Annotated in this window: 22 protein-coding genes; 11 read left to right on the plus strand and 11 right to left on the minus strand. The window is 49.1% G+C overall.

Annotation, left to right across the window (positions count from 1 at the left end; translation table 11 throughout):
• The first annotated feature begins 14 nt into the window (after positions 1-14).
• Positions 15-2,234 carry a TonB-dependent receptor domain-containing protein gene (locus tag PsW64_RS19740; RefSeq protein WP_063304672.1) on the plus strand — a complete coding sequence of 740 codons (2,220 nt, stop codon included), beginning with the start codon at positions 15-17 and terminating at the stop codon, positions 2,232-2,234.
• A 46-nt stretch (positions 2,235-2,280) separates the two neighbouring features.
• Here PsW64_RS19740 and PsW64_RS19745 read toward each other — a convergent pair whose 3' ends face one another.
• Positions 2,281-3,876 carry an ABC-F family ATP-binding cassette domain-containing protein gene (locus PsW64_RS19745; protein ID WP_063304673.1) on the minus strand — a complete coding sequence of 532 codons (1,596 nt, stop codon included), beginning with the start codon at positions 3,874-3,876 and terminating at the stop codon, positions 2,281-2,283.
• A gap of 137 nt (positions 3,877-4,013) precedes the next feature.
• Positions 4,014-5,228: an MFS transporter gene (locus tag PsW64_RS19750; RefSeq protein WP_063304674.1), complete on the minus strand. Its 1,215-nt coding sequence runs from the start codon at positions 5,226-5,228 to the stop codon at positions 4,014-4,016.
• Positions 5,229-5,410: 182 nt separating this feature from the next.
• Here PsW64_RS19750 and cysD point away from each other — a divergent pair, with 182 nt between their 5' ends.
• The 4 genes from cysD to PsW64_RS19770 all read left to right on the plus strand — a co-directional run bounded on the left by cysD (position 5,411) and on the right by PsW64_RS19770 (position 12,549).
• Positions 5,411-6,316, plus strand: a complete 906-nt coding sequence (cysD, locus tag PsW64_RS19755) for a sulfate adenylyltransferase subunit CysD (RefSeq protein ID WP_063304675.1) — start codon at positions 5,411-5,413, stop codon at positions 6,314-6,316.
• Positions 6,316-8,214: a sulfate adenylyltransferase subunit CysN gene (gene cysN / locus PsW64_RS19760; RefSeq protein WP_063304676.1), complete on the plus strand. Its 1,899-nt coding sequence runs from the start codon at positions 6,316-6,318 to the stop codon at positions 8,212-8,214. The genes cysD and cysN overlap by 1 nt, the downstream gene beginning before the upstream one ends.
• A 207-nt stretch (positions 8,215-8,421) precedes the next feature.
• The gene (locus PsW64_RS19765; RefSeq protein WP_063304677.1) at positions 8,422-11,787 is read left to right on the plus strand and encodes an HAD family hydrolase; all 3,366 of its coding nucleotides are present in this window, start codon (positions 8,422-8,424) and stop codon (positions 11,785-11,787) included.
• Positions 11,788-11,799: 12 nt separating this feature from the next.
• Positions 11,800-12,549, plus strand: coding sequence for a CatB-related O-acetyltransferase (locus tag PsW64_RS19770; RefSeq protein ID WP_063304678.1), 750 nt, complete (start codon positions 11,800-11,802; stop codon positions 12,547-12,549).
• Positions 12,550-12,628: 79 nt separating this feature from the next.
• Here PsW64_RS19770 and PsW64_RS19775 read toward each other — a convergent pair whose 3' ends face one another.
• Together PsW64_RS19775 and PsW64_RS19780 are read right to left on the minus strand one after the other, a co-directional pair.
• Entirely contained in the window at positions 12,629-13,594 is a 966-nt protein-coding gene (locus PsW64_RS19775; RefSeq protein WP_063304679.1) for a hypothetical protein, read from the minus strand.
• 413 nt (positions 13,595-14,007) lie between these two features.
• Complete coding sequence (locus PsW64_RS19780; RefSeq protein WP_063304680.1) at positions 14,008-14,328, minus strand: DUF1330 domain-containing protein; 321 nt, start codon at positions 14,326-14,328, stop codon at positions 14,008-14,010.
• A 237-nt stretch (positions 14,329-14,565) separates the two neighbouring features.
• Between PsW64_RS19780 and PsW64_RS19785 the strand changes: the two genes are divergently transcribed.
• From PsW64_RS19785 to PsW64_RS19795, 3 genes are all read left to right on the plus strand, one after another.
• On the plus strand, positions 14,566-14,919 hold the full coding sequence (locus tag PsW64_RS19785) for a hypothetical protein (RefSeq protein ID WP_063304681.1): 354 nt from the start codon (positions 14,566-14,568) through the stop codon (positions 14,917-14,919).
• Between the two features lie 53 nt (positions 14,920-14,972).
• Positions 14,973-15,443 carry a DUF411 domain-containing protein gene (locus tag PsW64_RS19790; RefSeq protein ID WP_063304682.1) on the plus strand — a complete coding sequence of 157 codons (471 nt, stop codon included), beginning with the start codon at positions 14,973-14,975 and terminating at the stop codon, positions 15,441-15,443.
• 149 nt (positions 15,444-15,592) lie between these two features.
• Positions 15,593-15,820 carry a hexameric tyrosine-coordinated heme protein gene (locus PsW64_RS19795; protein ID WP_057462294.1) on the plus strand — a complete coding sequence of 76 codons (228 nt, stop codon included), beginning with the start codon at positions 15,593-15,595 and terminating at the stop codon, positions 15,818-15,820.
• Positions 15,821-15,883: 63 nt separating this feature from the next.
• Here the strand turns inward: PsW64_RS19795 and PsW64_RS19800 are convergent, their stop codons facing one another.
• From PsW64_RS19800 to PsW64_RS19825, 6 genes are all read right to left on the minus strand, one after another.
• On the minus strand, positions 15,884-16,270 hold the full coding sequence (locus PsW64_RS19800) for a VOC family protein (protein WP_063304996.1): 387 nt from the start codon (positions 16,268-16,270) through the stop codon (positions 15,884-15,886).
• Positions 16,271-16,439: 169 nt separating this feature from the next.
• Positions 16,440-17,354, minus strand: coding sequence for an MBL fold metallo-hydrolase (locus PsW64_RS19805; protein WP_208980894.1), 915 nt, complete (start codon positions 17,352-17,354; stop codon positions 16,440-16,442).
• Positions 17,355-17,393: 39 nt separating this feature from the next.
• Positions 17,394-17,969: a hypothetical protein gene (locus PsW64_RS19810; protein ID WP_063304684.1), complete on the minus strand. Its 576-nt coding sequence runs from the start codon at positions 17,967-17,969 to the stop codon at positions 17,394-17,396.
• A 74-nt stretch (positions 17,970-18,043) separates the two neighbouring features.
• Positions 18,044-18,814 (minus strand): SDR family oxidoreductase, encoded by a 771-nt coding sequence (locus tag PsW64_RS19815; RefSeq protein ID WP_063304685.1) that lies wholly within the window; start codon positions 18,812-18,814, stop codon positions 18,044-18,046.
• Between the two features lie 156 nt (positions 18,815-18,970).
• Positions 18,971-19,372, minus strand: a complete 402-nt coding sequence (locus PsW64_RS19820; protein WP_063304686.1) for a nuclear transport factor 2 family protein — start codon at positions 19,370-19,372, stop codon at positions 18,971-18,973.
• A gap of 154 nt (positions 19,373-19,526) precedes the next feature.
• Positions 19,527-20,060, minus strand: coding sequence for a redoxin domain-containing protein (locus tag PsW64_RS19825; RefSeq protein ID WP_063304687.1), 534 nt, complete (start codon positions 20,058-20,060; stop codon positions 19,527-19,529).
• Between the two features lie 87 nt (positions 20,061-20,147).
• Here PsW64_RS19825 and PsW64_RS19830 point away from each other — a divergent pair, with 87 nt between their 5' ends.
• Both PsW64_RS19830 and PsW64_RS19835 read left to right on the plus strand, forming a co-directional pair.
• Positions 20,148-20,738 carry a TetR/AcrR family transcriptional regulator gene (locus tag PsW64_RS19830; protein WP_057462301.1) on the plus strand — a complete coding sequence of 197 codons (591 nt, stop codon included), beginning with the start codon at positions 20,148-20,150 and terminating at the stop codon, positions 20,736-20,738.
• Between the two features lie 284 nt (positions 20,739-21,022).
• On the plus strand, positions 21,023-22,390 hold the full coding sequence (locus tag PsW64_RS19835; protein WP_063304688.1) for a hypothetical protein: 1,368 nt from the start codon (positions 21,023-21,025) through the stop codon (positions 22,388-22,390).
• Between the two features lies 1 nt (position 22,391).
• On the opposite strand, the gene PsW64_RS19840 is transcribed toward PsW64_RS19835, so the two are convergent.
• Entirely contained in the window at positions 22,392-23,249 is an 858-nt protein-coding gene (locus tag PsW64_RS19840; RefSeq protein WP_208980895.1) for a LysR family transcriptional regulator, read from the minus strand.
• Between the two features lie 128 nt (positions 23,250-23,377).
• Between PsW64_RS19840 and PsW64_RS19845 the strand changes: the two genes are divergently transcribed.
• A complete protein-coding gene (locus tag PsW64_RS19845) occupies positions 23,378-23,803 on the plus strand; it encodes a cupin domain-containing protein (RefSeq protein WP_063287917.1) in 426 nt (141 codons plus the stop codon).
• The last annotated feature ends 33 nt before the right edge of the window (positions 23,804-23,836 follow it).

Consider the following 23,836-nt stretch of genomic DNA (forward strand, 5'->3'; position numbering starts at 1 on the left):
ACATCGGTAAAATAATGAAGTTCTCTCCGAGGCCGGAGCAGGCTTGCAGCACCTTTGTGCTTGTTGCCTGCGCCCTTTCGCTATCTGTGCAATCTGCTCAAGCTCAATCCAATAAATCGAAAGAAAGCGAAGACGTAGACGCGCTGGATCCAATCGTGGTGACTGGGTCTACGGACAACAAAGACACTATTGCGCAGTCCGAAATCACAAGTGACCTGATTGACCGCACTCAGTCTGCGACGATTCCTGGCTTGCTCTCCAGCCTCCCTGGTATTGAGTTGATCGGTAACAGCCGCGTTCTGGGGCAATCCATCAACATGATGGCTTTTGGCGACACTGAAGATATTGAAATCACCATTGATGGCGCTCAAAAGTCCTTTGAGAAGTACCAGCAGGGATCGGTCTTTATCGACCCTGAACTGCTTAAGGTCATCGATATCACCAAGGGTACTTTTTCCGCCGAAAAGTATGGTGCATTCGGAGGCTCTGTTGAGATGACAACTAAGAGCGCTTCGGACATGTTGCGTGATGGCCAGTCGTATGGCGCTTTTGCGAAAGTCGGCTTTGCTTCCAACGGCAATGAACTCGTAAAATCAGCTGCCACCTTTGCCCGCTCGGAGGAGCAAGGCTTTGAAGTGTTGGTTGCCGGAACACACCGCACCAATGATGACTACTCAGTTGCAGGGAATGACGAAGATCTGACTCTTTCTGCGGGTAGCATGTTGACAGGCCACTTCAAAGCAAACCTGGAGCGTGAAGATCATTTTTTCGAGTTTAGCGGAATGTACTCTTACAGTGACGATTTCAAGCCCTGGGCTGCCAGACGTGGTTTGATCAAGCCTAAGCAAACGTCATTAAGCAAGTACGGGTCTTTAGATGAATACCTGAAAACACAGGCTGTTGATCGCGAAATGAAGGACACTTCGTTGAGTGGGACTTATGAATACAACCCAGACAGCGATCTTATTGATTTGGCATTCAAGGCTTCTTATTCCAAGACAGCCCAGCATGACACGCGCCGGGTTCCACTCGCTAATCCTGACTATAGTGCAGACCTTTATGTTGGTGGTGATGACAGTACGCTAGACTATTCCATTTACAAACTGGACCTCCAAAACACCTCTGCTTTTAATTGGGGTGAATTTGAAAATACGCTGAAATATGGCGTGCAAATGCGTCATGAAATTCGTGACAGTATGGCTTTTAAGAAGAGCTATGTCGGCGACCCTGATTACAATAACGGATACTTGCAGCCCTATAACATTCCGAGTGGAACGCAGACAATTTGGTCAGCCTGGGGCGAATACACTATTGGGTACGGTGGCTTGGAGCTTACTCCGGGGCTGCGTTACGACTACATCCATACCAAAGGTGAAGCCAACCTTGCATCTAAATACAACGATCCAGAGATAAACCATGATTACGGCACCGTAGAGCGCTTTGGCTTTTCTCCAAGCATTAGTGCTGTTTATTCTCTGACACCCAACATTAAGCTCTTTGGTGATTACGCCTATAAGCTTCGTGCCCCACTGGTTGACGAACTCTATGACGTAGGTAGCACTCGCGCGACGGCCACTCAGTTACAAAATGAGAGAGTTTCTGCAAAGCGCATTGGAGTCGCGTCGACCTACACGAACGTGCTGATGCAGAATGATACGATCACTGGTCGTATGTCAATCTACCGCAATGATGTCTCCAACAACATCTATCGATTGTTGAGTGATAATAAGGGAAGCTATGACGCTCCTGCGCCAACATATGGCAATCTTGCTGGCTACTATACACAGGGCTTTGAAGCTGAATTGTATTATGACAGTGAGCAGTTCTTTGGCAGCATTGCGTATTCCAGAATGCAGGGTAAGCATCATGGGACACTTAAAAACGACAATGCAACGACGGACCAGTATGTGTCTGAAGTTGCACCAACAAAGTTGATCGTTAGCCTGGGTTACAAGGTGCCAGAGGCGGATATCACATTTGGTTGGAAAGGTCGTTTTGTTGATGCTCAGGACCGGGTGCCAGATAACTACACCAGCCTTTATAGTCCGAGCAAAGGCTATGCGGTTCATGATGTGTTTCTGACATGGACTCCAAAAGAGGGGCGTTTTGAGGGATTGGAGGCCCGTGCTTCTATTGAGAATATGTTCAACAAGAACTACCGCCCTTACTTTGCTGATGGAGCCGCGCCTGAGAAAGGTATCAACTTCAAAAGCTCAGTGAGTTACAAGTTCTAAGCGTTTCGAGAGCGGAGGTGATGAGCCTCCGCTTTTTGCTTCACCTTCACACCCTCACCGTTTCCCCCAACACAACCTCTCTCGTCACCCCAACATTCTCCAGAAATGCCGTGTCGTGGCTGACTATGAGGAGGGCGCCGTTGTAGGTGGTGAGGGCGGATTCTATGGCCTCAATAGCAGTAAGGTCCAGGTGGTTGGTGGGTTCGTCCAGGATGAGCAGTTTGGGGGGCTGGGCTGCGCCGAGGACGCAGGCTAGGCCAGCGCGCAACATCATGCCACCACTGAGGGTTTGGACTTGCTGTGTGGAGGCATCTCCGCGGAAAAGAAAACGGGCGAGGATAGCACGGCAAGTGTTTTCATCCTGCTCCGGGTTCAACAGGCGGAAGTTTTCCAGCACCGACAGGTCTGGGTTCAACAGGCTGACACTTTGGTCCAACACGCGGGCAGAGGGGTGCAGCTGGCAAGTGCCGGACAGGGGCGGGAGCTTACCCGTTATCGTCTTCAGCAGCGTTGTTTTGCCAGACCCATTCGCGCCTTTGATGGCAATACGTTCTGGCCCTGTTATCACGAGTGAAAAATTGCGGAGCAAGGGCTGATTTTTGTCATAGCCAACACTCAGTCCGTTGGCTGCCAGCACTCGTTGGCCGTTTGCAATGCCAGAGGAGGCGATGCTGATGCTCAGCTGTTCCAGCACCTCGATCTTCTCGCGGGCGGCTTTGGAACTTTGCTCTGCCTCCTCGCGCATTCGAGATGCAAGATTGGCGTTTTCTCCAAGGCTGTTTTCAGCTTTGTTGCGCATGGCGTTGAGGAGGATTTTGGGCTGGTCGCGTTTGGCACGCGCACGGTGGCCTGCACCATCCTTGCGGGCTTTGCGCTCAGTGACACTCTGGATCTTGCGGTTAAGGTCGCCAATGCGCTTTTCAGCAGATGCCAGATCTTGTTCAGCAGCAGCCAGTTCCAATGCTTTTTGCGCCTTGTAGAAGCTGTAGTTGCCGCCAAACACTGAGGCTCCCAGTGTGGTCAGCTCAACGATGCAGTCCATCTGCTCCAGCAAGGCACGGTCATGGCTGACGATGATCGCACCCTTGCGCCACTTGGCGAGGAAGGTGCCTAGGGCCTCCCGGCCATCTGCATCCAGATTGTTGGTGGGCTCATCCAGCAGCAGAAAATCAGCATCATGAAACTGAAGTGCCGCCAACCTGCAACGGGTGATCTGCCCGCCGGAGAGAGCGGAGAGTGGGTGATCAGCGGAGATTTCCAGCCCCATCTGGGCAAGGGCCGCTTCCATGCGACTTTCCAGCGTCCAGTCTGCGTGAGCCAACTCGTCCATACCGGCAGTTCCTGCCTCAGCCTTTTGCAGGACGCGCAGAGCTTCGGTGATGCCAAACAGGTCTGCAAGTGTTTCTTCTGGTCCGCTTTGCAGCTGCTGCTTTAGCAAGCCGATGGACCCTTGCACGGAAACTGAGCCGGAAGCAGGTGTCAGCGCACCGCTGATGAGGTTCAGCAGTGTTGTTTTGCCAGTGCCGTTGCGGCCAATCAGGCCAGTGCGGTGTTGAGCAAACTGAAGGTTGAGATCAGAAAAAAGTGCAGTACCGTCAGGACGTGCGCAAGACAGATGATTGAGTGAGATAGATAAAGGCATGGTGATGAACTCTTACAGAAACAGGGCAGGTTGAATGTGTTGTCCTGTTCTTGTTCATCGCTTTATCTCCTCGCGTTTTGATCGGGCCAGAGATTATGCGGTTTGCACGGGAAGTCAAGGCACATACAGCTTGCCCGTCATTGCCCCGCATCCTGTGTTGCTTTTGCCTCACTCCGCCGTGCGCTTAGCGCAAGCAACAGGAGGAAGGAGATGAAGAGCACCACAACACCGGGAATGATGGAGGCGCTGGACAGGCTGAGGGTGGTGATCAACACGCCAGTTATAAGGCTGCCAACAGGAGCACCGCCTTCATCACCCAGATACATGACGCTGAGCACGCGGGATTTGTGGGTTGAGGGCGCATGTTCCTGCAAGATGGTGCGACTCATGTTGAGGCAGATGCCATCGCCAACGCCCCAAAAGAAGATGCTGCCAAGAAAAACCCAGTAAGGTGGAGACATCGCCCAAAACAGCAGTGCAAAGCCGCCCATACTGTAACCCACAACAAGCGGTGGGACTGGATTTCTGATTGCTCCCAGTTTGAGGAGCAAGCCGCTGGAGCATGCGCCGCCAACCATGAAGACAGCGAAGGCAAACGCAAAGTCAAAACCTGTGGCGTGATAGGTATCCCGTAACATAAGCGGTACCAGAACGGCATAGGGACCGCCCAGTATGAGGCCGGCTGAACTCATCAGAAACACAGGCAATCTTAGGGTTTTGGAAGACAGCACCAAAGCCAGTCCCTCACGAATTTCGCTAAGGATGCTGGGTCTTTCTTTTGCCGCAAGTGCTGGCGTGTCTGGCAAACGCAGGCTTGTTGTAATGCCAACCAGAAAGAGCGTGCTGGAGATGGCAAGCAGCGGTGCAACACCAACCCACTCCACACTGCTGGCAAGTGCAAAGCCTGCCAGCGTGACGAGGTAGAGCATCCCCACGGAAAGCGTCACGCTGCGCCCGATGTGCATGGATGAGATGTGATTGAGCATACCATCCAGCGTAGGCTGAACGAATGCCAGTGTGGGGCCAGAGAGCAGTGCAAAGAGGAGCAGGCCTTCAAACCCGACAAAGCCGAGATGAAGCAGCACAGTCAACGCTATTACGGGGACCGCATTGGCGATGTGTAGCAAAACAAGCAGCTTGCGCTTGTTGAAGCGATCAGCGACGGCCCCGGCAAACAGCAGCACAAACAGGTTGGGCAGCATAGAAGCCGTCATTGCATAGCTCACCCGTTCCGGGCTCTCAGCAAGGTAGACAGTTACAAGGTAGGGAAACAGCACACCCAGCATGGCACGGGGGAACTGAAAGCTGGTGAGGCTGAGTTGATAAAACAGGATGGGGCGTGAAACAGACATCAAAAAAAATGACCCTGAGCAAAGAATCGTTAAGCTTCACGGTAGGCCCGCAGAGTATTTGTTTTAAACTTGGAGAATGGTGTTTTCGTAGAAGAGAAAAAACATGTATGAAGCGTAGTTCCTCTTCAAATTTGTGAATGAAAATAATATTTTCCCTGAAAGAACAACTGTAGGTTACTGAAATGAATTTTAGAACAGACCACTTGTATCGACTCGAGGCAGAATCTATTGATATCCTTCGCGAAGTGGCAGCTGAATTCAATAACCCGGTGATGTTGTATTCCATCGGTAAAGACTCCTCCGTAATGCTTCATCTTGCACGTAAAGCCTTTTACCCAGCTCCCCCACCATTTCCTCTTTTACATGTAGATACGACTTGGAAATTTCGTGAAATGATCGAGTTTCGAGACCGTATGGCCAAAGAAGCTGGGATGGAGCTTATAACGCACACTAACCCAAATGGATTGAAGGATAATGTAAATCCATTTGATCATGGTTCCAGCTTGTATACGCATGTGATGAAAACTGAAGCACTCAAGCAAGCATTGGATATGCATGGTTTCGATGCGGCATTTGGTGGTGCACGACGAGATGAAGAAAAATCTCGCGCAAAAGAACGTATATTTTCATTTCGGACAAAAACGCATGGATGGGACCCAAAAAATCAACGGCCTGAGCTTTGGTCAATATTCAATACGCGAGTTAAGTCTGGTGAATCTATACGTGTGTTTCCGCTTTCCAATTGGACAGAACTTGATATCTGGCAATACATTCTTTCAGAAAGTATTTCGATGGTACCTCTATATTTTGCGAAAGAGCGTCCAGTCGTAACACGTGATGGGCAGTTAATCTTGGTAGATGATGAGAGATTGCCACTGAACGATGGGGAGATTCCTGAAAAGCGCATGGTACGTTTCCGTACGTTGGGTTGTTACCCGCTTACTAGTGCATTTGAATCATCCGCAGCAACACTCGAGGATATTGTTGAAGAAATGTTGATCGCGCGGACTAGCGAACGTGCGGGACGTTTGATCGATCACGATGAAGCTGCTTCTATGGAAAAGAAGAAAAAAGAGGGGTATTTTTGATGGAACAGGTATTAATTACCCCCAAAACAACTGTATCAGAATACTTGCAACAGCAGAGTAATAAATCGTTACTTAGATTCATAACATGCGGTAGTGTAGATGATGGTAAATCAACACTTATCGGGCGATTACTTTATGATTCAAAGCTGTTGTTTGATGATCAACTTGCTACGCTGGAGCGTGAGTCGAAAAGACGAAGCTCAGGTGGTGAAGATATTGATTTTTCACTACTCGTAGATGGATTGGAAGCCGAGAGAGAGCAGGGCATCACGATTGATGTTGCTTACCGTTTTTTTACAACGGACAAGCGGAAATTTATCGTTGCAGATACGCCAGGGCACGAGCAATACACTCGAAACATGGCAACCGGAGCGTCATCAGCTGACCTTGCCGTTATTTTGGTTGACGCTCGCAAGGGTATTTTGCAACAAACTAGACGACATTCATTTATTGCATCCCTTCTCGGCGTTCAACACGTAGTGCTTGCAATAAATAAAATTGATCTTATTGATTTTTCTGAGCGACGGTTCGCAGAAATCCTCGAGGATTACAAGACATTTAGTTCTGGATTCGACTTCTCCACGTTTCAAGCGATTCCAATTTCCGCTAAGTGCGGAGACAATGTGACTTTGCCTTCTGAGAACATGCATTGGTATTCTGGTCCCACATTACTAGACCATCTGGAGCACGTGTCAGTTGATATGAATCGTAATGCAGGACCATTTCGGATGCCTGTGCAATGGGTGAATCGTCCCAACTTAGATTTCCGTGGGTTTGCAGGTACCGTTGCTGGTGGAACAGTGCGGCCAGGAGATGAAATCGTTGTCGCTAAGTCTGGAAAAACCTCACGAATAGCTTCAATTGTTTCGATGGATGGCGATTTACCGGTTGCGGTCGCTGGTGACGCCGTCACACTCACATTAGTAGATGAAATTGATGCCAGTCGAGGCGATATGTTTGCTTCTCCTCAGCATCGTCCGGAGGTCGCTGATCAATTTGCAGCGCATCTTATCTGGATGGAAGAACAGGCCATGCATCCTGGCAGGTCATATTTGTTGAAGATTGGCCGTAAAACAGTTACTGCAACCGTTACTGAGATTAAACATAAAGTTGATGTCAACACCTTCCAAAATCTGGCTGCTAAGAATTTGGAGTTAAATGAAATAGCTTTTTGCTCGTTTTCTCTATCGGAACCAGTAGCGTTTGATCCGTATGAAGCCAACAAGCAGACTGGTTCTTTTATTTTGATTGACCGCTTCACTAATCAGACTGTGGGAGCGGGGATGATTTGGTTTGCACTGCGGCGCTCGTCCAATATTCATTGGCAAGCGCTAGATGTAGACAAGCAAGCTCGCTCAATGCAAAAGCAACAAAAACCCGTAGTCCTTTGGTTTACAGGCCTGAGTGGTTCAGGAAAGTCTACAGTCGCCAATCTGGTTGAAAAACGGCTGTGCGAAATGGATAAACACACGATGTTGCTTGATGGCGACAACGTTCGGCACGGTTTAAATCGTGATCTCGGATTTACTGACAGTGATCGTGTGGAAAACATCCGGCGAGTTGCAGAAGTCTCTAAGTTGTTTGTTGAAGCAGGTTTAATAACACTTGTGTCTTTCATCTCTCCTTTTAAGTCAGAGCGGAAAATGGCTCGAGAGATACTTGAAGCTGGCGAGTTTGTAGAAATTTTCGTCAATACTTCAATCGAGGAATGCCGTAAGCGTGATCCGAAGGGTCTTTACGCAAAAGCTGATCGAGGCGAGTTGAAAAATTTCACTGGCGTTGATGCTACGTATGAACGTCCGGAGAGTGCTGAAGTCGTACTATATGGCGATGAAGGAAGACCAGAAGCGCTAGCAGACCAAGTTTTCAATTATCTAGAGCAAAAGGGTTACTTGTAGTTTGGATGTTGGTTAAGAGGATGAGTTAATGTTCGTATAGTTGTAAGAACTAGATGAACTTAGAACTGATGTCCCTTCCAGCTATCCGCTAATAAAATTACTCTCAATTCGGCTTTTTGTGATGCCTTTTTCTTTTAAGCCATCCAATGAGCGAAGTGGGTAGATGCTCTCAAGCCATAAGAATAAAATAGCTTACGAAGGTGTGAAATGAGAATTTTGATTTGGACCTCTCCTTGGATTTTGCAGGGCGGTACTGTTTTTTTTGCCAAAAATTCTTACGAAAATCATTTATTGAAACAAGCAAATACACTTGCCCAATTTGGGCACGATGTCTATTTGCTCGTACCAGATGCGTACAAGCCCCTTCGTACAGTTATTAATTCTAAAGTGAAAATGATTGACGTTTCTGTACAGGATGGCATTCGTAAAGTAGGAGGGTGGTTCGACCCTTCTCAAAGTTTGTATGAAGGTAATGATGAACTCTCACAGAAGCTGCAAAATTGGGTTGAGAGTATTTTACCTGAGAGCTTAGATGTTGTTCTTACTTGGGAAACGCCGGTTCCCTTTCTGAGGTCATTGTACCCAAATGCGCTAGTTGTTGAACAGATGCCTGGTGCATTTGCACGTTCTCCGTACCCTCACACGGTTGTCTTTGATCCAAATGGTCTATATCGAAAATCAAGTCTTAGTGCCTTTACTGATCAGTTGGTGTCACGTGAAGAATATAACCAAGAGCTAGTTTCAGATTTTAGAAGAAAAGCAATTCAATCATTCAAAGAGATGACGTATCGGTCAAAGGATGATCTGAGAGTTGCAACGAGGTCAGATAAAGTTTGCTTGTTGCCATTGCAAATATCAGATCATTACGCCTTTAAAGCTGACACAAAGTTAAACAGTCAACGTGAATATATCTTCAAAGTTTTGGAAAATACACCTGAAGATATTGGTATATACTTTACTGAATACAGCTCTAAGCATGCATCTGAATTGTTGTTTGATGATGAATATATATCGTTTTTAAAGCGTTATAAAGAAAATATAGCATTTGAGAGAACTTCACGAGAACTGTCTGCTGTATCCCAGCACCTTCTTCAAAGCGTAGATATGCTAACTGTTGCGACTAGTGGTTTAGCGCTTCAAGGTTTGATTTGGGATTTGGATATTTGCTCCTTTGGAAACACAAATTATCAAAAATTAGATTACCGAAATGAGCTTACTAGAAAGTGCAAAGATAAAGTGTTGTCATTTGCTCTCGAGCGAAATCAGCCTCTAGCATCAAAGGTTACTCTAGATGGTACTTTCATCACATCTATGTTGGAAGAGCTTGTTTCGAGGCGTTCAAAAATTCAAGATCTTGAACTACCCAGATTTTCAGACATTGAGCAAGATTATAACTCAGAATTATTGGGTAGCTTTAAGCATAAAGAAGCAAAGGGTATCTTTTTGCGTAAAGGATTTACATCGAAGCAAAATAAAGCGGATCAGTTTTCTGATCATATTGAACAACGTAAGCCTAAATTAATTTCCTTTGATCTTTTTGATACGCTGATATCGAGGCCTTTTGAACAGCCTGCTGATGTCTATCGATATCTTGAGAAACGCATTTCTGGAACTGAACTTCAGCAATTTAATTTTGCTGAAAAACGGTTACTAGCAGAAGTTGAAGCTCGGAAAAAATCATCCAGGGATGAGATTACGCTTGATGATATCTACGATGAGCTTCGCCCAATAACGGGATTGTCCTACCAGCAATTGAACTTAATCAAAGAAGTTGAGATTGAGATCGAAATTGAAATTTCGATGCCTCGTAAAATCGGTAGGCAATTGTGGGATGCCGCTGTCGCATCCGGATCGACGATTGTAATTACAAGTGACATGTATTTGCCTGAACATGCGATCTTGAAGCTTATCGAGAAACATAGATACACTCGTTTTGATCAGCTTTTGTTGTCATCTTCTCTTATGAAAACTAAGAAGTCTGGGACTTTGTTTACTCATCTCCTAGCAGAATACAATCTTAGCGGTTCTGATGTTATTCATGTTGGAGATAATCCTAAAACTGATGTTAAGCCAGCCCAGGACAAGGGTATAACAGCATTTCACCTTCCTAGATCTGAAACGTACCTTTGGGAGAATACCCAATATAAAAAGTTATTTAGAGGTCGGAAACCGATTGAATCTCTAGCGAGAAGCACGATGTGCTCAATGGTTGCAAAACGAGCATTTGTAGATCCTAAAAATGTTTCAAAAGACACCCTCTTTAACTCGGATCCATTCAACATAGGATATTGCGCACTCGGACCGCTGATGTTCTCCTTCACGCATTGGATTAGAGAAGAGTGCATTAAAAACGATCAAAATGACGTCTACTTCCTTTCAAGGGAAGGGAAAATAATTTCGGACTTGTTCGAAATTATGGAAGATTATCAAAATACAGGAATTAAGCATACCTACCTCTACGCGTCGAGGAGAGCGACACGCATACCGCAATTATTTGGATTTGAAGACATCCATGATGTAGCGAAAGCCGTTGTTGACCGAAGCGCTACAGTTCGGAGCTTGTTGGAAAATCGTTTCGGATTATTTGTTGGTGCAGAGACAGCTAAAAAGGCACGCACTTGTGGTTTAGCTAATATAGATAGCCGCATTTCCGAAAGAAACATGTCAAATGTCATGGCTCTTCTTAAGTTGTTGCAGGATGATATACTTTCAAACGCTGAGATAGAACGTGAAAACTATCAGGCCTATTTGAAATCTGTCGGTTTTGGGCATCACGGCGATCCTACAGTAGTAGATGTAGGTTGGAATGCAAATATGCAGGGTGCGCTTTCGAAAATCTCTGGTGGAGTTGTTAATGGGCTATATTTTGCGACCCTAGATAAAGCGCAGCTCTGGAGCTTCGCTGGCCTGAAGGTCAATGCCTTTCTTCGGAATTTTGCGAATATCACAAAGGATAGCCCTATTTTGTCAAATAGGCTTCTTTTTGAATACATGCTGTGTGACACAACGCCTTCAGTTAAAAATGTTACAAAAAATGACGAAGGGATGTTTGACCCTGTATTCGTAGATTCCACTGAAGCAGCATCACGTAATAGCTATGTATCCCAAATCCATAAGGGGATTTTGGAGTATGCGTTGGACTATTTAGAAATCTTTGGAACTGAAGCATTTGATTTTTGCAACGACAAGGAAGTTTCGCAAAGTATCTTGAATTTATTTCTTTCTGATCCGGCAAGAGGCGATGCTACCCTTTTTGAAGGACATAGCGTGGAAGATTTGTTTTCCGGATCGGAAGGCATCCCGTTGGTTAAAAATAGTATTTCCAGCCCGGGTTATTGGCGAGCAGGCAGTGCGACATTAGCGAACCCGCGTCCTAAAAAGAAAATTGCGAAGATTCAAAAAGTAAAACCGCTGCGGACTAAACTTGTACTTGCAGTTGCCACGCCAGTACTTTCTCGATATCTCGCGCCGAAGCAAGCGAGCGAATTGAGAGAAGATCCTGACGCGTTCTTTGAAAATGCTCGTCATCCAGTAAATATAAATATTGGCAAGTTGGCTGGAATTATATCGTAGGGTGAAGACGTTTTGGAAGAAAAAATCACAGATACAACGCGTCTGGTTGAAGAAGGTATCGAACTTCAAAAGCTATCGCGCATTGAAGATAGATTGACTACAGAGGCGCCGGTCCGTCTGACAAACGCAGGTATTCAGGGCTCTTGCAGTGTCGGTGCGTTCACTTACTTCTGCCCCGATGGGGAGTTCAGAAATACTGATATCGGTCGTTTCTGCTCTATTGCGCGTAATGTCGCCATCGCTCCTTCGGAACATCCATTGGATTGGGTCTCCACACATCCATTCCAATACAACGGAATACCTTGGTTTGATAAGCATCCTAATTGGCCAGCCTATGCAGGGAGCAACCTTGAGTGGGACGGAAGATGCCTGAGAACAACCATTGGCAATGATGTTTGGATAGGCCGCAACGTTGTTATTCGAGAAGGTGTTACAATTGGCGATGGTGCTGTGATTGGTGCTAATAGTTTCGTTAACGAGAATATCGGCCCTTATTGCATCGCAGTAGGTCAACCAGCAAAAGTTGTTCGAAAACGCTTTAGTGACTCTTTGATTTCTGAATTGCTGAGGATTGGATGGTGGAACTTGGTTCCGCCAGAAAATATCAAGAATTCATATAACAACATCAGAAGCTTCATTGATACATTTGATAGAGATCACCGAGATGGAAACAATTGGCCAATTCTATCTGTAATGCGTTATGAAATTTTGCGGAGCGGTAATGGTTATCGTTTGAAATCTCTAATAAGTTTAGGTGTATAGTTTATTGGTTCTGTTTTTTTTGAAGGCGTCAATCTTTAAGTAGGCTGATGCCTTCAAACATGGCTGCTGCGATTCAGGCTCAATTTTGGCGAAGATTGTCGAACGCTTTGCCGATCAGCTTAGGAATAGACGGTCCGTCCTTTTCTTCAGACGTATAGCCAAACTCTTTGGAACTGTGTTCAGGGATGAAATCTGCAAATAGTCTCATGTTGCTATCATGATGAGTTTTCATAATAGCACTAGCGAGAATTTTGGGCATTTTACTTGAGTCTTTACCTCGGCTAGCTAAAACAGTGTTTTGAATTTGCTTCATTGTGGAGCCATTTGCTCTCATTGCCATGGCATCTAACATTGTTGTTAAATCTAAGCTGACATTTGAATTGCCGACGTTGGCTAGATTAGGCAACTTTGTGCCTGGTAAAGACTTCTCTAGAATGTCTTGAAAAAACTTTGTGCCACCTCTAGTTTTTATCTTTTCGTAAGGTGTAACCGACAACTTCCTACCTGCGACTTTTTGAATACGTTTCGACAAATCGTGCCAATCTGCATCTTTTGGCCTGGCTCTCTCTAGAAATTCCTCGAGCAATAATGGTCGACCAAGCTGGTACATTTGCTTGTAGCAAGACCAAAGGAAGGTGTCTTGTCGCCGAGTAACTAGAGAGATTGAGATACTTTTTGGCTTCAGTTCATCCAATATTGCTTCTAAGATATTATGGCAATGGGGATAAAAGCCGATCATTTGTCCAGGCATGTCACCTAATATGGCTTCATCTGATAGAAAAATAGTGTTTGTTTTATCTTCATTGCAAACTGCTTGAATAGCGCTTGCTGCTGCTTTCCCCAAAAGGCGTATTTCATTCCCTGAGTAGGCTCGTTTTAGAAGAGGAGCAGTTTTGGAGTAGTATAGCTCCTGACCATTCTTCTTTGAGCGTTTGCCGATAACGCTAACGCCAGCCTCTTTCAGTTCACGTGAACTGGCACGTAGTGAACGCTGAAATGAGGTCGTTGCGGTTTTGTGTGCGCCGATATGAAATGCAAAATGCACGTTTTTTCCAATGTTGTCCGAAGGCTGTTTTCTAATGCAAGTCCGCTATACAACTTAATAATTTTTAAGTCAAAATTCTAGTGATTTAAAATCATTAATGTCATCTATATACTTCAGTTATACTCTGATCAAAGGCGTGTTTATTTCTGAGTAGTAATAAATAAATTACGTAGCTTCAAAGAAGATTGATATATATTAAATGTTAGTCTTTCTCAAAGTGCCAATTACATGTGAAGGATTGATTGGTCACTAGAGCGCAAAATGTGGCTTATAAATCAAATGTAGCAAGTCAATGCTCGAGATGCTGGAGCGTTTGGGCTGCTTTAGAGCATGATACATTTAAATATCATGCTCTAATTCAATTCTTTCATGCGTATCCTTATGCAAAAGTCAGACCTTTTGGGGGATGTGATTTAGACGCTGGATTCCACAGCAATCGTGAAGTTCGGCGGGATTACGTCTGTGCGAAGGTGTTTGATTGCCTGATATTCAGGGGAGTTCCAGAGCGTCATGAGGGCTTCCATACTTGGGAACCTGAAAAGCGTCAGTTGCGCGTTTGTGTTCCATACGCCTTCCAGATGTTCAAAAGGCTGATCGGGTCCGCCAAAGATGATGCATTCCCCGCCTGCCGCTTCGAATAGTGGGACGGCTTTTTCGCCGTATGCGTCTATTGAGCCATGGTCTTTTGGCATAAAGCTGCTGGCAACAAGGTAGGCGGCTTTGGGTTCACTCATGTCATTACTCCGGTTTAGTCAGGTGAGGCAAAAGCGTAAAATTGCGCCAATTTGGGGGAACAGCCTCAGCCCGCTTGTGATGAGATGACACTCAAGTACTTCCTCAAGTTAAGTTGAGGTCAAGCACTTTTTCGGGAGAATTGAAAAATCTGGTGCGCATAAATGTCACGCTGTCCTACGCAGGAGATTACAACAGTTTAACTTGAAACTGCCGTAATATGCCCTTAGGTTGCAGCCATGTTTCGTGTGCTGATCATATTATTGACGCTGTTCGTCACCACGCCCTATGCCATGAGCATGCAGGGCGAGATGGCGACTAACAGTGCAGCACAAAAACTCGCTCTGGCTGAGCAGAATGCGTCAGCCATGGAGCATATGATCTCTGACAAATCATTCTGTTGTTGCTGTGAAACTGAGGCAGCCATGGCAACAAGCATGACCGCCTGCCTGACGACACTTGGGCTGCTGGATCTGACGAATGCAGTCTCTCCTTTGTATCGCAGTACCAGCATATCTGTACCGGCTTTGCTGCCAGTGTATTCTGCCCAGATCAGCGGCATAGACAGGCCTCCAATCCATTTAGTTGCTTAGATCTCAAAACTCTAACTGACTGAAATAAATAATAAACTGGATTGGATAGACTCATGATCTCCAAAACTAATCTGTTTGCTGGTGTGTTCTCTGCTGTTCTTGGTGCAAGCGCTATAATGCTGCCTGCGCATGCTGAAGGTGAAAAGGACGTAACCCTTTACAAATCTCCGAGTTGCGGGTGTTGCACAGCTTGGGGGGATGCGCTTGAAGATGCGGGCTTCAATGTGACTGTGAAGAAGACGGATGATCTTTACCGCGTCAAACAGCAGGTGGGCGTGCCTGAAAATCTTGAGGCGTGCCATACCGCTATCGTGGATGGATATGTGATTGAAGGGCACGTGCCGCTGGATGCTGTAAACCGCATGCTGACGGAGCGTCCGGACATCAAAGGCCTCTCAGTTCCGGGCATGCCAATGGGCTCTCTGGGCATGGGTGAACCGGATGAGGACACTCAGTACACCGTTTTTGCGCTGCCTAAAGTGACTGGCGGCAAGCCTGCCGTTTACCAGAAGGTCGGCAACTAATCTTTTGCGACTACAGGCAGGAGCGGCGTGCTTCTGCCTGTTTCTATGACGGCATCCCTCCTACAAATCCCAATGGAAATTGGGGAGATTGCGCTTGTCTCTCGCCTGTTTGACTCTTCCAAAATCGCCAAATCAAAAGGATGCGAATTATGGATGAGAACTGGCTCCCAACGCTGCAAACAGCCAACCCGCAAGAGGGCTATGAGCTTGCAGTCAAACTGTCCCGTATGGCGATCAAATTTATGCAGCCGGATGCCGAAGTCCGCTCTGCCATGCGCTTGATGTATGAATATGATTCAGAGTCTCTGATCGCAGCTTCACAAACCATCGCTGAGCACTTCAGCACTGTCGCTGCGGCCAACAACTACTGGAAATAAGCTCAGTTTTTCTGCGCTGAAATACATCCCCGATGGCCCAAAGGTTTTCGGGGAGATGCTCTGTCACGCTCCCACGAGGGCCGGGGATTTCAGCTCACACAGGTTGCCATCCGGATCGGTAAAGGCTGCGATTGTGCCCCAGTCGAATGTTTGAGGCTGAACATCCAGTCCTTTGGCGTTCAGGAGCTCAATGGCTGTGTCCATGTCGTCTGTGTTGAACCGCAGGACGCAGGGGTTCTGCCTCCGCGGTTTTTGTGTGGGGCTGCCGTGCCCGCCGCGCTCAACCATAAGATAGCTGCTACCAAAACGAAAACTGACCAGATCCGGCGTGCGTTCAATAACTTGCAGGCCCAGAGTGTGCTCATAGAACTGCACACAGGCCTCAAAGTTTTCCGTAAACAGGATCACGCCAAACTCTGCTGTCAGCTCAGAAATGCTGGTGGGTTTCATCTCAAAATCACCTTGTTCAAACAACTTGCCGGCGCATGATGCGCCTGAAAATACAGGCGGTCATGCTAAGCCAGCTGATAATCCTGAGCAAGAAAGCCGATTGCACACCGCTTGAAGAGGTGCGTGCAACCGGCTGAACTGCTGCCAAAGAGGCGCGCGATCCAAGCGATTAGCTCAGGGGTTTGAAGATGAAACCATCGCCGTCCTGCGTGACATGGCCCATGCCGGGATAGCTCAGGTGTGTGGCTGCCAGTGGGGTGCCGCTTTCTGCAAGGCGAGTGAGCAGTTTTCTGCGTGTTTTGATGGCTTGCTGTGGATCGATATCGAGACCGTATGTGATCTCAGGGTTCCTGAACTGCAAAACCTCCGAGATGATGGCGTCGCCGATGATCCAGAGTTCCTTGCCGCCACCAGCAATGCGCAGACCGCTGTGTCCTGGTGTGTGGCCGGGAAGTGGCACAAGCACCAGTCCGTCCCCTAAATCTGTTTCACCTTGATAGGTCATAACGCGATCTTTGATAGGCGCTGCGATCGTTTGGGCGACTTCGACGAGGGGTTTCATTTCATCTGGAACGCGTTTTGCCAATGCCGGGTCTGTCCAGAAGGTCCATTCAGCCTCTGCCATATGGATTTTTGCATTGCTGAAACCACCGGCATTCGGACCCAGCAATCCACCAATATGATCAGCGTGCATGTGGGTGATGACGATATCGGTGATTTCATCCTGCTTGATGCCCTGTGCGGCGAGCAAGGCATCCAATTTACCAACATTTGGGTCTGTCTCAGCAAAAACGACACCTGATCCCGTATCAACCAGCACCAGCCGTTTTCCCGCGCGGATCAGCCAAACATTGGCGCCAACAACAACAGGGTCACCTGCTGTTGCGAGGATTTCCGCATTCGCATTGCCAAACCAGTTGTTGGGCAGGTTAAAGTAACCATCTGAGAAGGTGGAAAGTTCCAACCCACCAAGCTTCATGGTGGCCAACTCACCTGCAAAACTGATGGGTGGCAGCATGGTGCTGGCAGCCGTGGCAGCCAAGGTCAGCATCACGCGCCGGCGGGTCATTGTGTACGGTGTCATTTTGATCTCCTGTTGTCTTGTGGGTGAGATGAGTGGCGGTTACGCACGCCAGCTTTCTGAAAAGGCCAGAGCGCCGGTGGTGAAGGGGTGACCATCCAGATCCATAGGCCAGATTTGGCCGCGGGCCTGTTGTCCATTCACTGTGAACACTGCCTTTTCCGCCGGGATCATCACCGCGCTCACGCCATAAGGGCGGAGCGGCAGATCGCTGACAGTCTCGTCGCTGACGAGCAGAGGCTGGTGCATATCGAACCATGACATCACGATCTCATCTTCTGCGCTGCGGATGGTCTGGCTCCATGTTTTTTGGGTGTCTCCGCTTCGGTCAAACTCGGCGTTGATGGTTGGGATGCTCTGGTCTTTGGTGTCTGGCCCCAGCATGCCCTGCACAGTGGATTGCAGCCAGCGGGTCATCTCCACATTGTCGGTGTAGATGCGCCATTCATCGTTGGTCAGTTCACTCTTGATGAACAGAGCGTGGCCAGCCCCTTTGGGGGAATATGTGATGGTCCAGAGACTTGCCTCGGATGTGCTTGGGCCGTCTTTGGTCTCGCTCAGCCAGATGAAAGGATTTTCGCCGTTGAGTATGACAGTGCCGGGATTGACTGATGGCATGATGTAAAACCTTGAGAATGTTGAATGAGAAGCCCACCCCGCTTGCGGGATGGGCGAGCATGTCTAAGCCGCTATCAGGACGCGCGAGGCAGCCTGATCTGGTTCATGCCTCCATCCGCCTGCACATCTGCGCCGCGCATGAAGGAAGACTCTGAGGAGGCGAGGAACACAGCGACGGCTGCCATCTCCTCTGGCTGTCCAACGCGGCCTGCGGCCAGAAGGTTGCCAAAGGCTTCGTTTGTGGCCTTCACCTGCTCGTCTGTAAGCCCGCCGTTGGAAAGAGCAGGCGTATCAATGGGGCCGGGGCTGAGAACGTTGATGCGTGCGCCAATCTCAAAAAGGTCTGGCGTCAACGTGCGGGCGAGGGAGCGCACCGCAGCTTTGGAGGCGGCATAGGCTGAGTAACCCGCTGTGCCCATTTCGCTGATGCAGGAGCCCACGAGCACCACGGAGGCCTCAGGTGCCAAAAGCGGCAATGCGTACTGTACGGTGAAGAAAGCGCCTTTGAAGTTGACGTCGAACACACGGTCCAGCTGTTCGGCGCCGGTTTCAATCAGCGGGGTGGCCGGTGCAACACCCGCATTGGCAAAGACAACATCAATTCGGCCATAGACTTCTTTGACTTGCTCAAAGGCTCTGCGCAGAGAAGGTAAATCGGCTACATCACCAACAACACCCATTGCGTTTTTACCAATTTTGGCGACTGCCTGATCCACTTTCGCCTGTGTGCGGGCCAAAATGACGACGTTTGCACCTTCAGCCACAAAGGCCTTCGCGGTGGCAAGCCCTATCCCGCTGTTGCCTCCGGTGATGAAGGCAACTTTGTTTGCCAGACGATTGCTCATAAGAATTCTCCAGTGAGGTTCAAAAAGAAGGCGAAACCGCCATGAGCGCATGCTTTCAGGCTCCGGCGCGACCAGAGAGCGGAGGAACCTCTGCTCCGCCACGGTGTTGACTTAGGGGCGTCCCCTAAGTCGCTCATTGGAAGGGAAGTCTTGCTATCAGCTGTCCAGCGGCTGCATAAAGATTGCTTCGCGCAGCACTTGCCAGCGACCATCTTCAAAGCGCCATTCAATGTTGCAGAGCAGCTTCATTTCTTCGTTGTTCATGCCGCTGTGTTTGCGGGTTAGCACAGAAACGCCGGTGTCACCGAGAATATGGAAATCGTGCCATTCTGCCCATGTGTTCAGCTGGTGCTTGCCTGCTTCAGCCTGTTTGCGGAAGTGCTCGATAAACTCTTGCTTGTTGAAGGTGGTCACGCTGCTGTCTGGCGCAACAAGCGTGGTGTGGAAGTCATCGTGATAGATGGTTTGCAAGGCGTCAATGTCATAGTTGGTGGCGCGGTCGATCAGGTGATCCATTGCTGCGCGGATGGCTTCTGCGGTGTGTGTTGCCTTTGTCATTTTCTTATCTTTCTTCGTCTTTTCACGACCAGCAGAGTGTTATCGAGTGTTCCCAGACCTTGTTGCGGCTGAGTTAAGTCGTCATATAGAGCAGTGTGTTAGTTGAGTTTTACGAGGTTGGCAGTTACAGAAAACGGCTCAAAAAACCTCGGATTTACTTAAACGTGCCACGCACTGGATACGCGTTGGCGGGGCTGCGGATAAACTCCAGCCCACCCAGCAACGATCCAAGATCTGGCCGTGTAAACGGGGCGTTGGAGATGTCTACCAACTGCAGCTCCTGCTTGTCGTTCACCACAAAAAGGGCAGGCTCCGCAAAGGGGGCTTCAGCTTCCAAAGGTGAGCGAGGCTTGGAGATGTAAACGCCCAGTTCCTGCATCTGCTCAAGGCTCAGACCGTACCCGACCGGAAACTCCGGCTGCACATCTGCCAGTTGGCGCTGTGCTCTTTCAAGGCTGTCTGCCGAAACCGCCAGCGCCTCAATGCCAAGGCGATGCAAGTCACTCAGCTTTTCGTTGAGCTGCTTCAGGTAACGGGTGCAAAGTGGGCAATGAGCCCCGCGATACACCACAATCAGCTGCCAGTCGAAGCCAGCATCAGGTGTGCCGAGCGAGAGTTCGCCGCCACCAACAGCCTTCACTGTAAGCTGCGGAAACGGCTGTCCCGCTGCTAATGCTGTATGTTTCACAAAAGCCTCCTTGAGTTTTGTAATGAACGTTATTAAACTCGAATTCAAACAAGAGTCAATCATTTTGTAATGAATGGTACAAAATAAATGGGACGCCCAAGAAACTTTAACCGAGACGAAGCCCTGCAAGCTGCCATCAATGTGTTCTGGAAAAAAGGCTACGACGGAGCCTCCATGAAGGACCTGACGACAGCCATGGGCATCAACAGCCCAAGCCTGTATTCGGTGTTTGGAGATAAGCATCAGCTCTATCTGGAAGCGATCGACCGCTATTCCAATGATGACGGATGCGCACCGCTGGTCGCGTTTGAAACAGAGCCGGATATTAAAAAGGCAGTGGTCGCCTTCATGCGCTCAACCATTGATTACGCTAGCAACCACGAAAGCGGCAGCAAGGGCTGTTTTCTGGGTAACTGCGTTTCAACAACAGTGGGTCAGGTGGAAGGCACCACCGAGCGCCTTCAAGGGGCGATCACCGGAGCTGATGAGCGTCTCGCTTCCCGCTTTGACAAGGAAAAAGAGCTGGGCAACCTGCCCGCTGACTTTCCCTCATTAGAACGTGCCCGCCTTATGTTCGACCTGCGCCAGGGCCAGGTCCTCCGCGCCCGCGCCGAACTCGACCAGGACACCACAGAAGCCGGCCTCGCCTTCCGCGCAAAGATGATATTGGCGGTGTGAGGGGAGATTGAGCGCAGCGGCTAAAGTGCTGCTGCGGGTTTCTTTACTTGCTGGTTCGAAATTCTGAGTTTTAACAGATAAAGTTTAGTTTGCTGGGCGTTGTCATGAAAGCTTTGGAAACTGAGGGTATGGTTTTTGAAGTGCTGTCGAGTCTCTTTTCAAGAGCTATACTGTGAATTGTAAAAAATATAAATATCACAACACGTTACCGCATAACTGTGCCGTTACCTAGCTTATGAGATTTTACCGCTAATATACCTTCCTCTTCGGGCCAACGAGATCTTATGTTATCTGCCAAAAAGCCATTTACGCTTGTTATTTTTTTGTCTGTTTCGGCCTGTGCAAGTCATCAGGATAAGCATGGGTTGTTTGATAGTCCTTCGCACAATGAAGTTGCTGCCAGTGATGTGATGCCGGAGCAATCAGCGAAGCGTCCGGCTGCGTTTAAAAAGCTCGAAGAGCCGCCGAAGTACTTTGCAGCGGCAGATGTTTTGTCTGTGCCGCTACGGAGCGAAAACTACACAATCAGCGAGGCGGCGCCGAGCAATGGGCGGTATTTGACTTTCGCAATCAAAACGGAAGATGGCGCCTACACCGTGCAGGGCAAGCAGTTTATGGAAGATCATGTCCATGAGCTGAACGCACTGGCAGCACTGCGCGAAAAAAACAAGGCAGTCACCTTTGCCAGAAGCGCAGGAACAGCCGTCATCACGCCAATCAAGTCGGTCTACACAACGGTGACCGCCCCAGTCACCGCAGCCAAGAACGTGTATGGCAATGCCAAGGGCATGGTGAAATCCGTGCGCAAAGGCGTGGGCAAAGCGGCGACCTTTGTGAAAACGCGCGGGAACATGCCGCCGGAAACAGCGGAGCGTGAAGAAGACGGGTTCATCAGCGGCTTTTTTGGTCGTCCGGAGGCGATCCGCAAGCTGGCTTTTGAGATGAAGGTGGATCCGTACACCCACTTCACTCCGTTGCGTGATGAGCTGACGGAGCTGGCGAACTATCATGCCGCGGGGCAGTTTGGCGTGGATCAGGGGCTGAGCTTTGTGCCCGGTGTGGGCAGCATCATTATCAGCAGCCTTAAGACGGCGGACAGTCTGACCAGAAAAACACTGCTGAAGACACCCGACGAGATGGCCGATATCAACCGTGAGCGACTGGCGGAAGCTGGCATTTCCAAGGAAAGCACTGAGGGCGTTCTGCTGAACGCACACTTTACACCCACGGAGAAGACCATCTTCACGGGCCTTGTGATTGAGGCGAAAGACCTTGAGGGCATTGAAGTTCTCATGAAGCATGCCTCCGGTGCGCAGTCCCGCCCGCAGGCGTTTTCTGCGCTGATGCTGGTGGAGATGCTGGGGCGTTTGCATGATGACAGCAAGATTGAGAAGGTGGAAGTGCATCACGATGTGGTGGTGGCTTACCAGGCTGACAGCACGGCGAACATCGTTCTGCCCTACGACTATCTGAGCTGGACCTCCTACAACGCAAAGACCGTCTGGAACGTGACCAGAAGCCTTGCGGCCAAGGATGTTAAGACCAGAAACGTGCGGTTTGTGCTGGCGGGTGATCTTTCTGAAAACAGCCGCAAAGCTTTGGAGACTCGCAGGTGGGGTGTGCGGAGAAATCTGATGGCAGACGTCCTTTGACCTAAGCCCCCAATGCCCCTCTCACAAATCCATCAAACGCGGTGATCTTGAGATTGCCGCGATTTGAGGGGTGGTAGAGCAGCCACAAGTCGGTCTGGTAGATGGCAGGTTGCTCTCCGACATCACGCAGGCCATCAAGAAGCGTCGGTATGTCGGGCAAGATGCCAACGCCCAGACCACAGCGGATACCATCCGCCAGCAGGCTCATGCTGTCATAGCGGATGAGGCTGGCCGGTGAAGGGACCTTGTCGCGAAACCAGTCATTTGCCGGATGCGCTTGCAGGCTGTCACCGGGGATCAGCCATGTGAGTTCCTGAAAATCAAGCTCGCCCAACCCATCCAGATATTCTGGCGCACCAACCAGCTTGTAGTCGATGGTGCCCAGCCTGAGACCGATCATATCATCCGGCGGCTGGCTGGTGGGGCGCAGGGCCACATCATAGCGCCGCTCGCTCAGGTTCTCGAAGCTGTTGGTGACGTTGAATTCCAGCTGCAGGTTTGGGTGGGCGTTGCGAAACGCTGCAAGACGGGGGTGGATCACGCTTTGCAACAGCAGGTCGGTGGTTGTTACCCGCAGTGGACCAGTTAGCCCGACATCTTCACCACCCAGCAGGGCATCAGCGGCGGAAAGCCCTGCATGGATCTGCTCGGCCTGCTCACACAGCGCCAAACCCAGAGGCAGGGGCTTGAAACCAGCGCGAGAGCGGGTGAACAGCGGCTCGCCCACCTTGGCTTCTATGCGCTTGATCCCGCGAAAAACAGAGGAGGTGTCCTTGCCAAGCGCGAGGGCGGCGTTCTCCAGCGTTCGCTCGCGGGTCAGGTGCATAATCACCAGAAGATCGTCTGCGTTCAGTTTCATATGCATGTCCGCCCTTGTTCGCTGCAACTATGCATATTTCACAGGATCAGGGCAATCGCTAGTCTCAGCCTCACACCGAGAGCACATCTCTTTGCGCTCATGAAAACAGAGAGTTACAAGGATTAGCCATGTTTAAGACAGCCCTGAAAGCCATCAGCACCGCAGCCTTGATTGCCATGTCCACCGCCGCTTTTGCTGGTGGAGATGATGACCATATGACCCAGCTGAAAGACATTGAGTGGACCCAGTTTGGCAACACGCCGATCCACATTTCTGTGTTGTGGGGCGACCGTGATACCGGCCCTTATGGCATGTACCTGAAGATGCCAGGCGGCTTTCACGTGGGGGAGCATGGCCACTCCAACGACTACAACGCCATCACTGTGCAGGGACAGTGGGAACACACCCGCGCTGACAAAAAAGAAGTGCTGCCGGTGGGCTCGCACGTGACGCAGCCGGGGCAGGAGTTCCACGATGACGCCTGCGTCGGCCCAAAAGACTGCATCCTGCTGGTCGTCCAAAACGGCAAAGGCGACGTTCTGCTGCCGCAGTAAGGCGGACTATGCTGTAAATGCTTGAATTTTCGA

Source organism: Pseudovibrio sp. W64 (assembly GCF_001623145.1).
Lineage (GTDB): Bacteria > Pseudomonadota > Alphaproteobacteria > Rhizobiales > Stappiaceae > Pseudovibrio.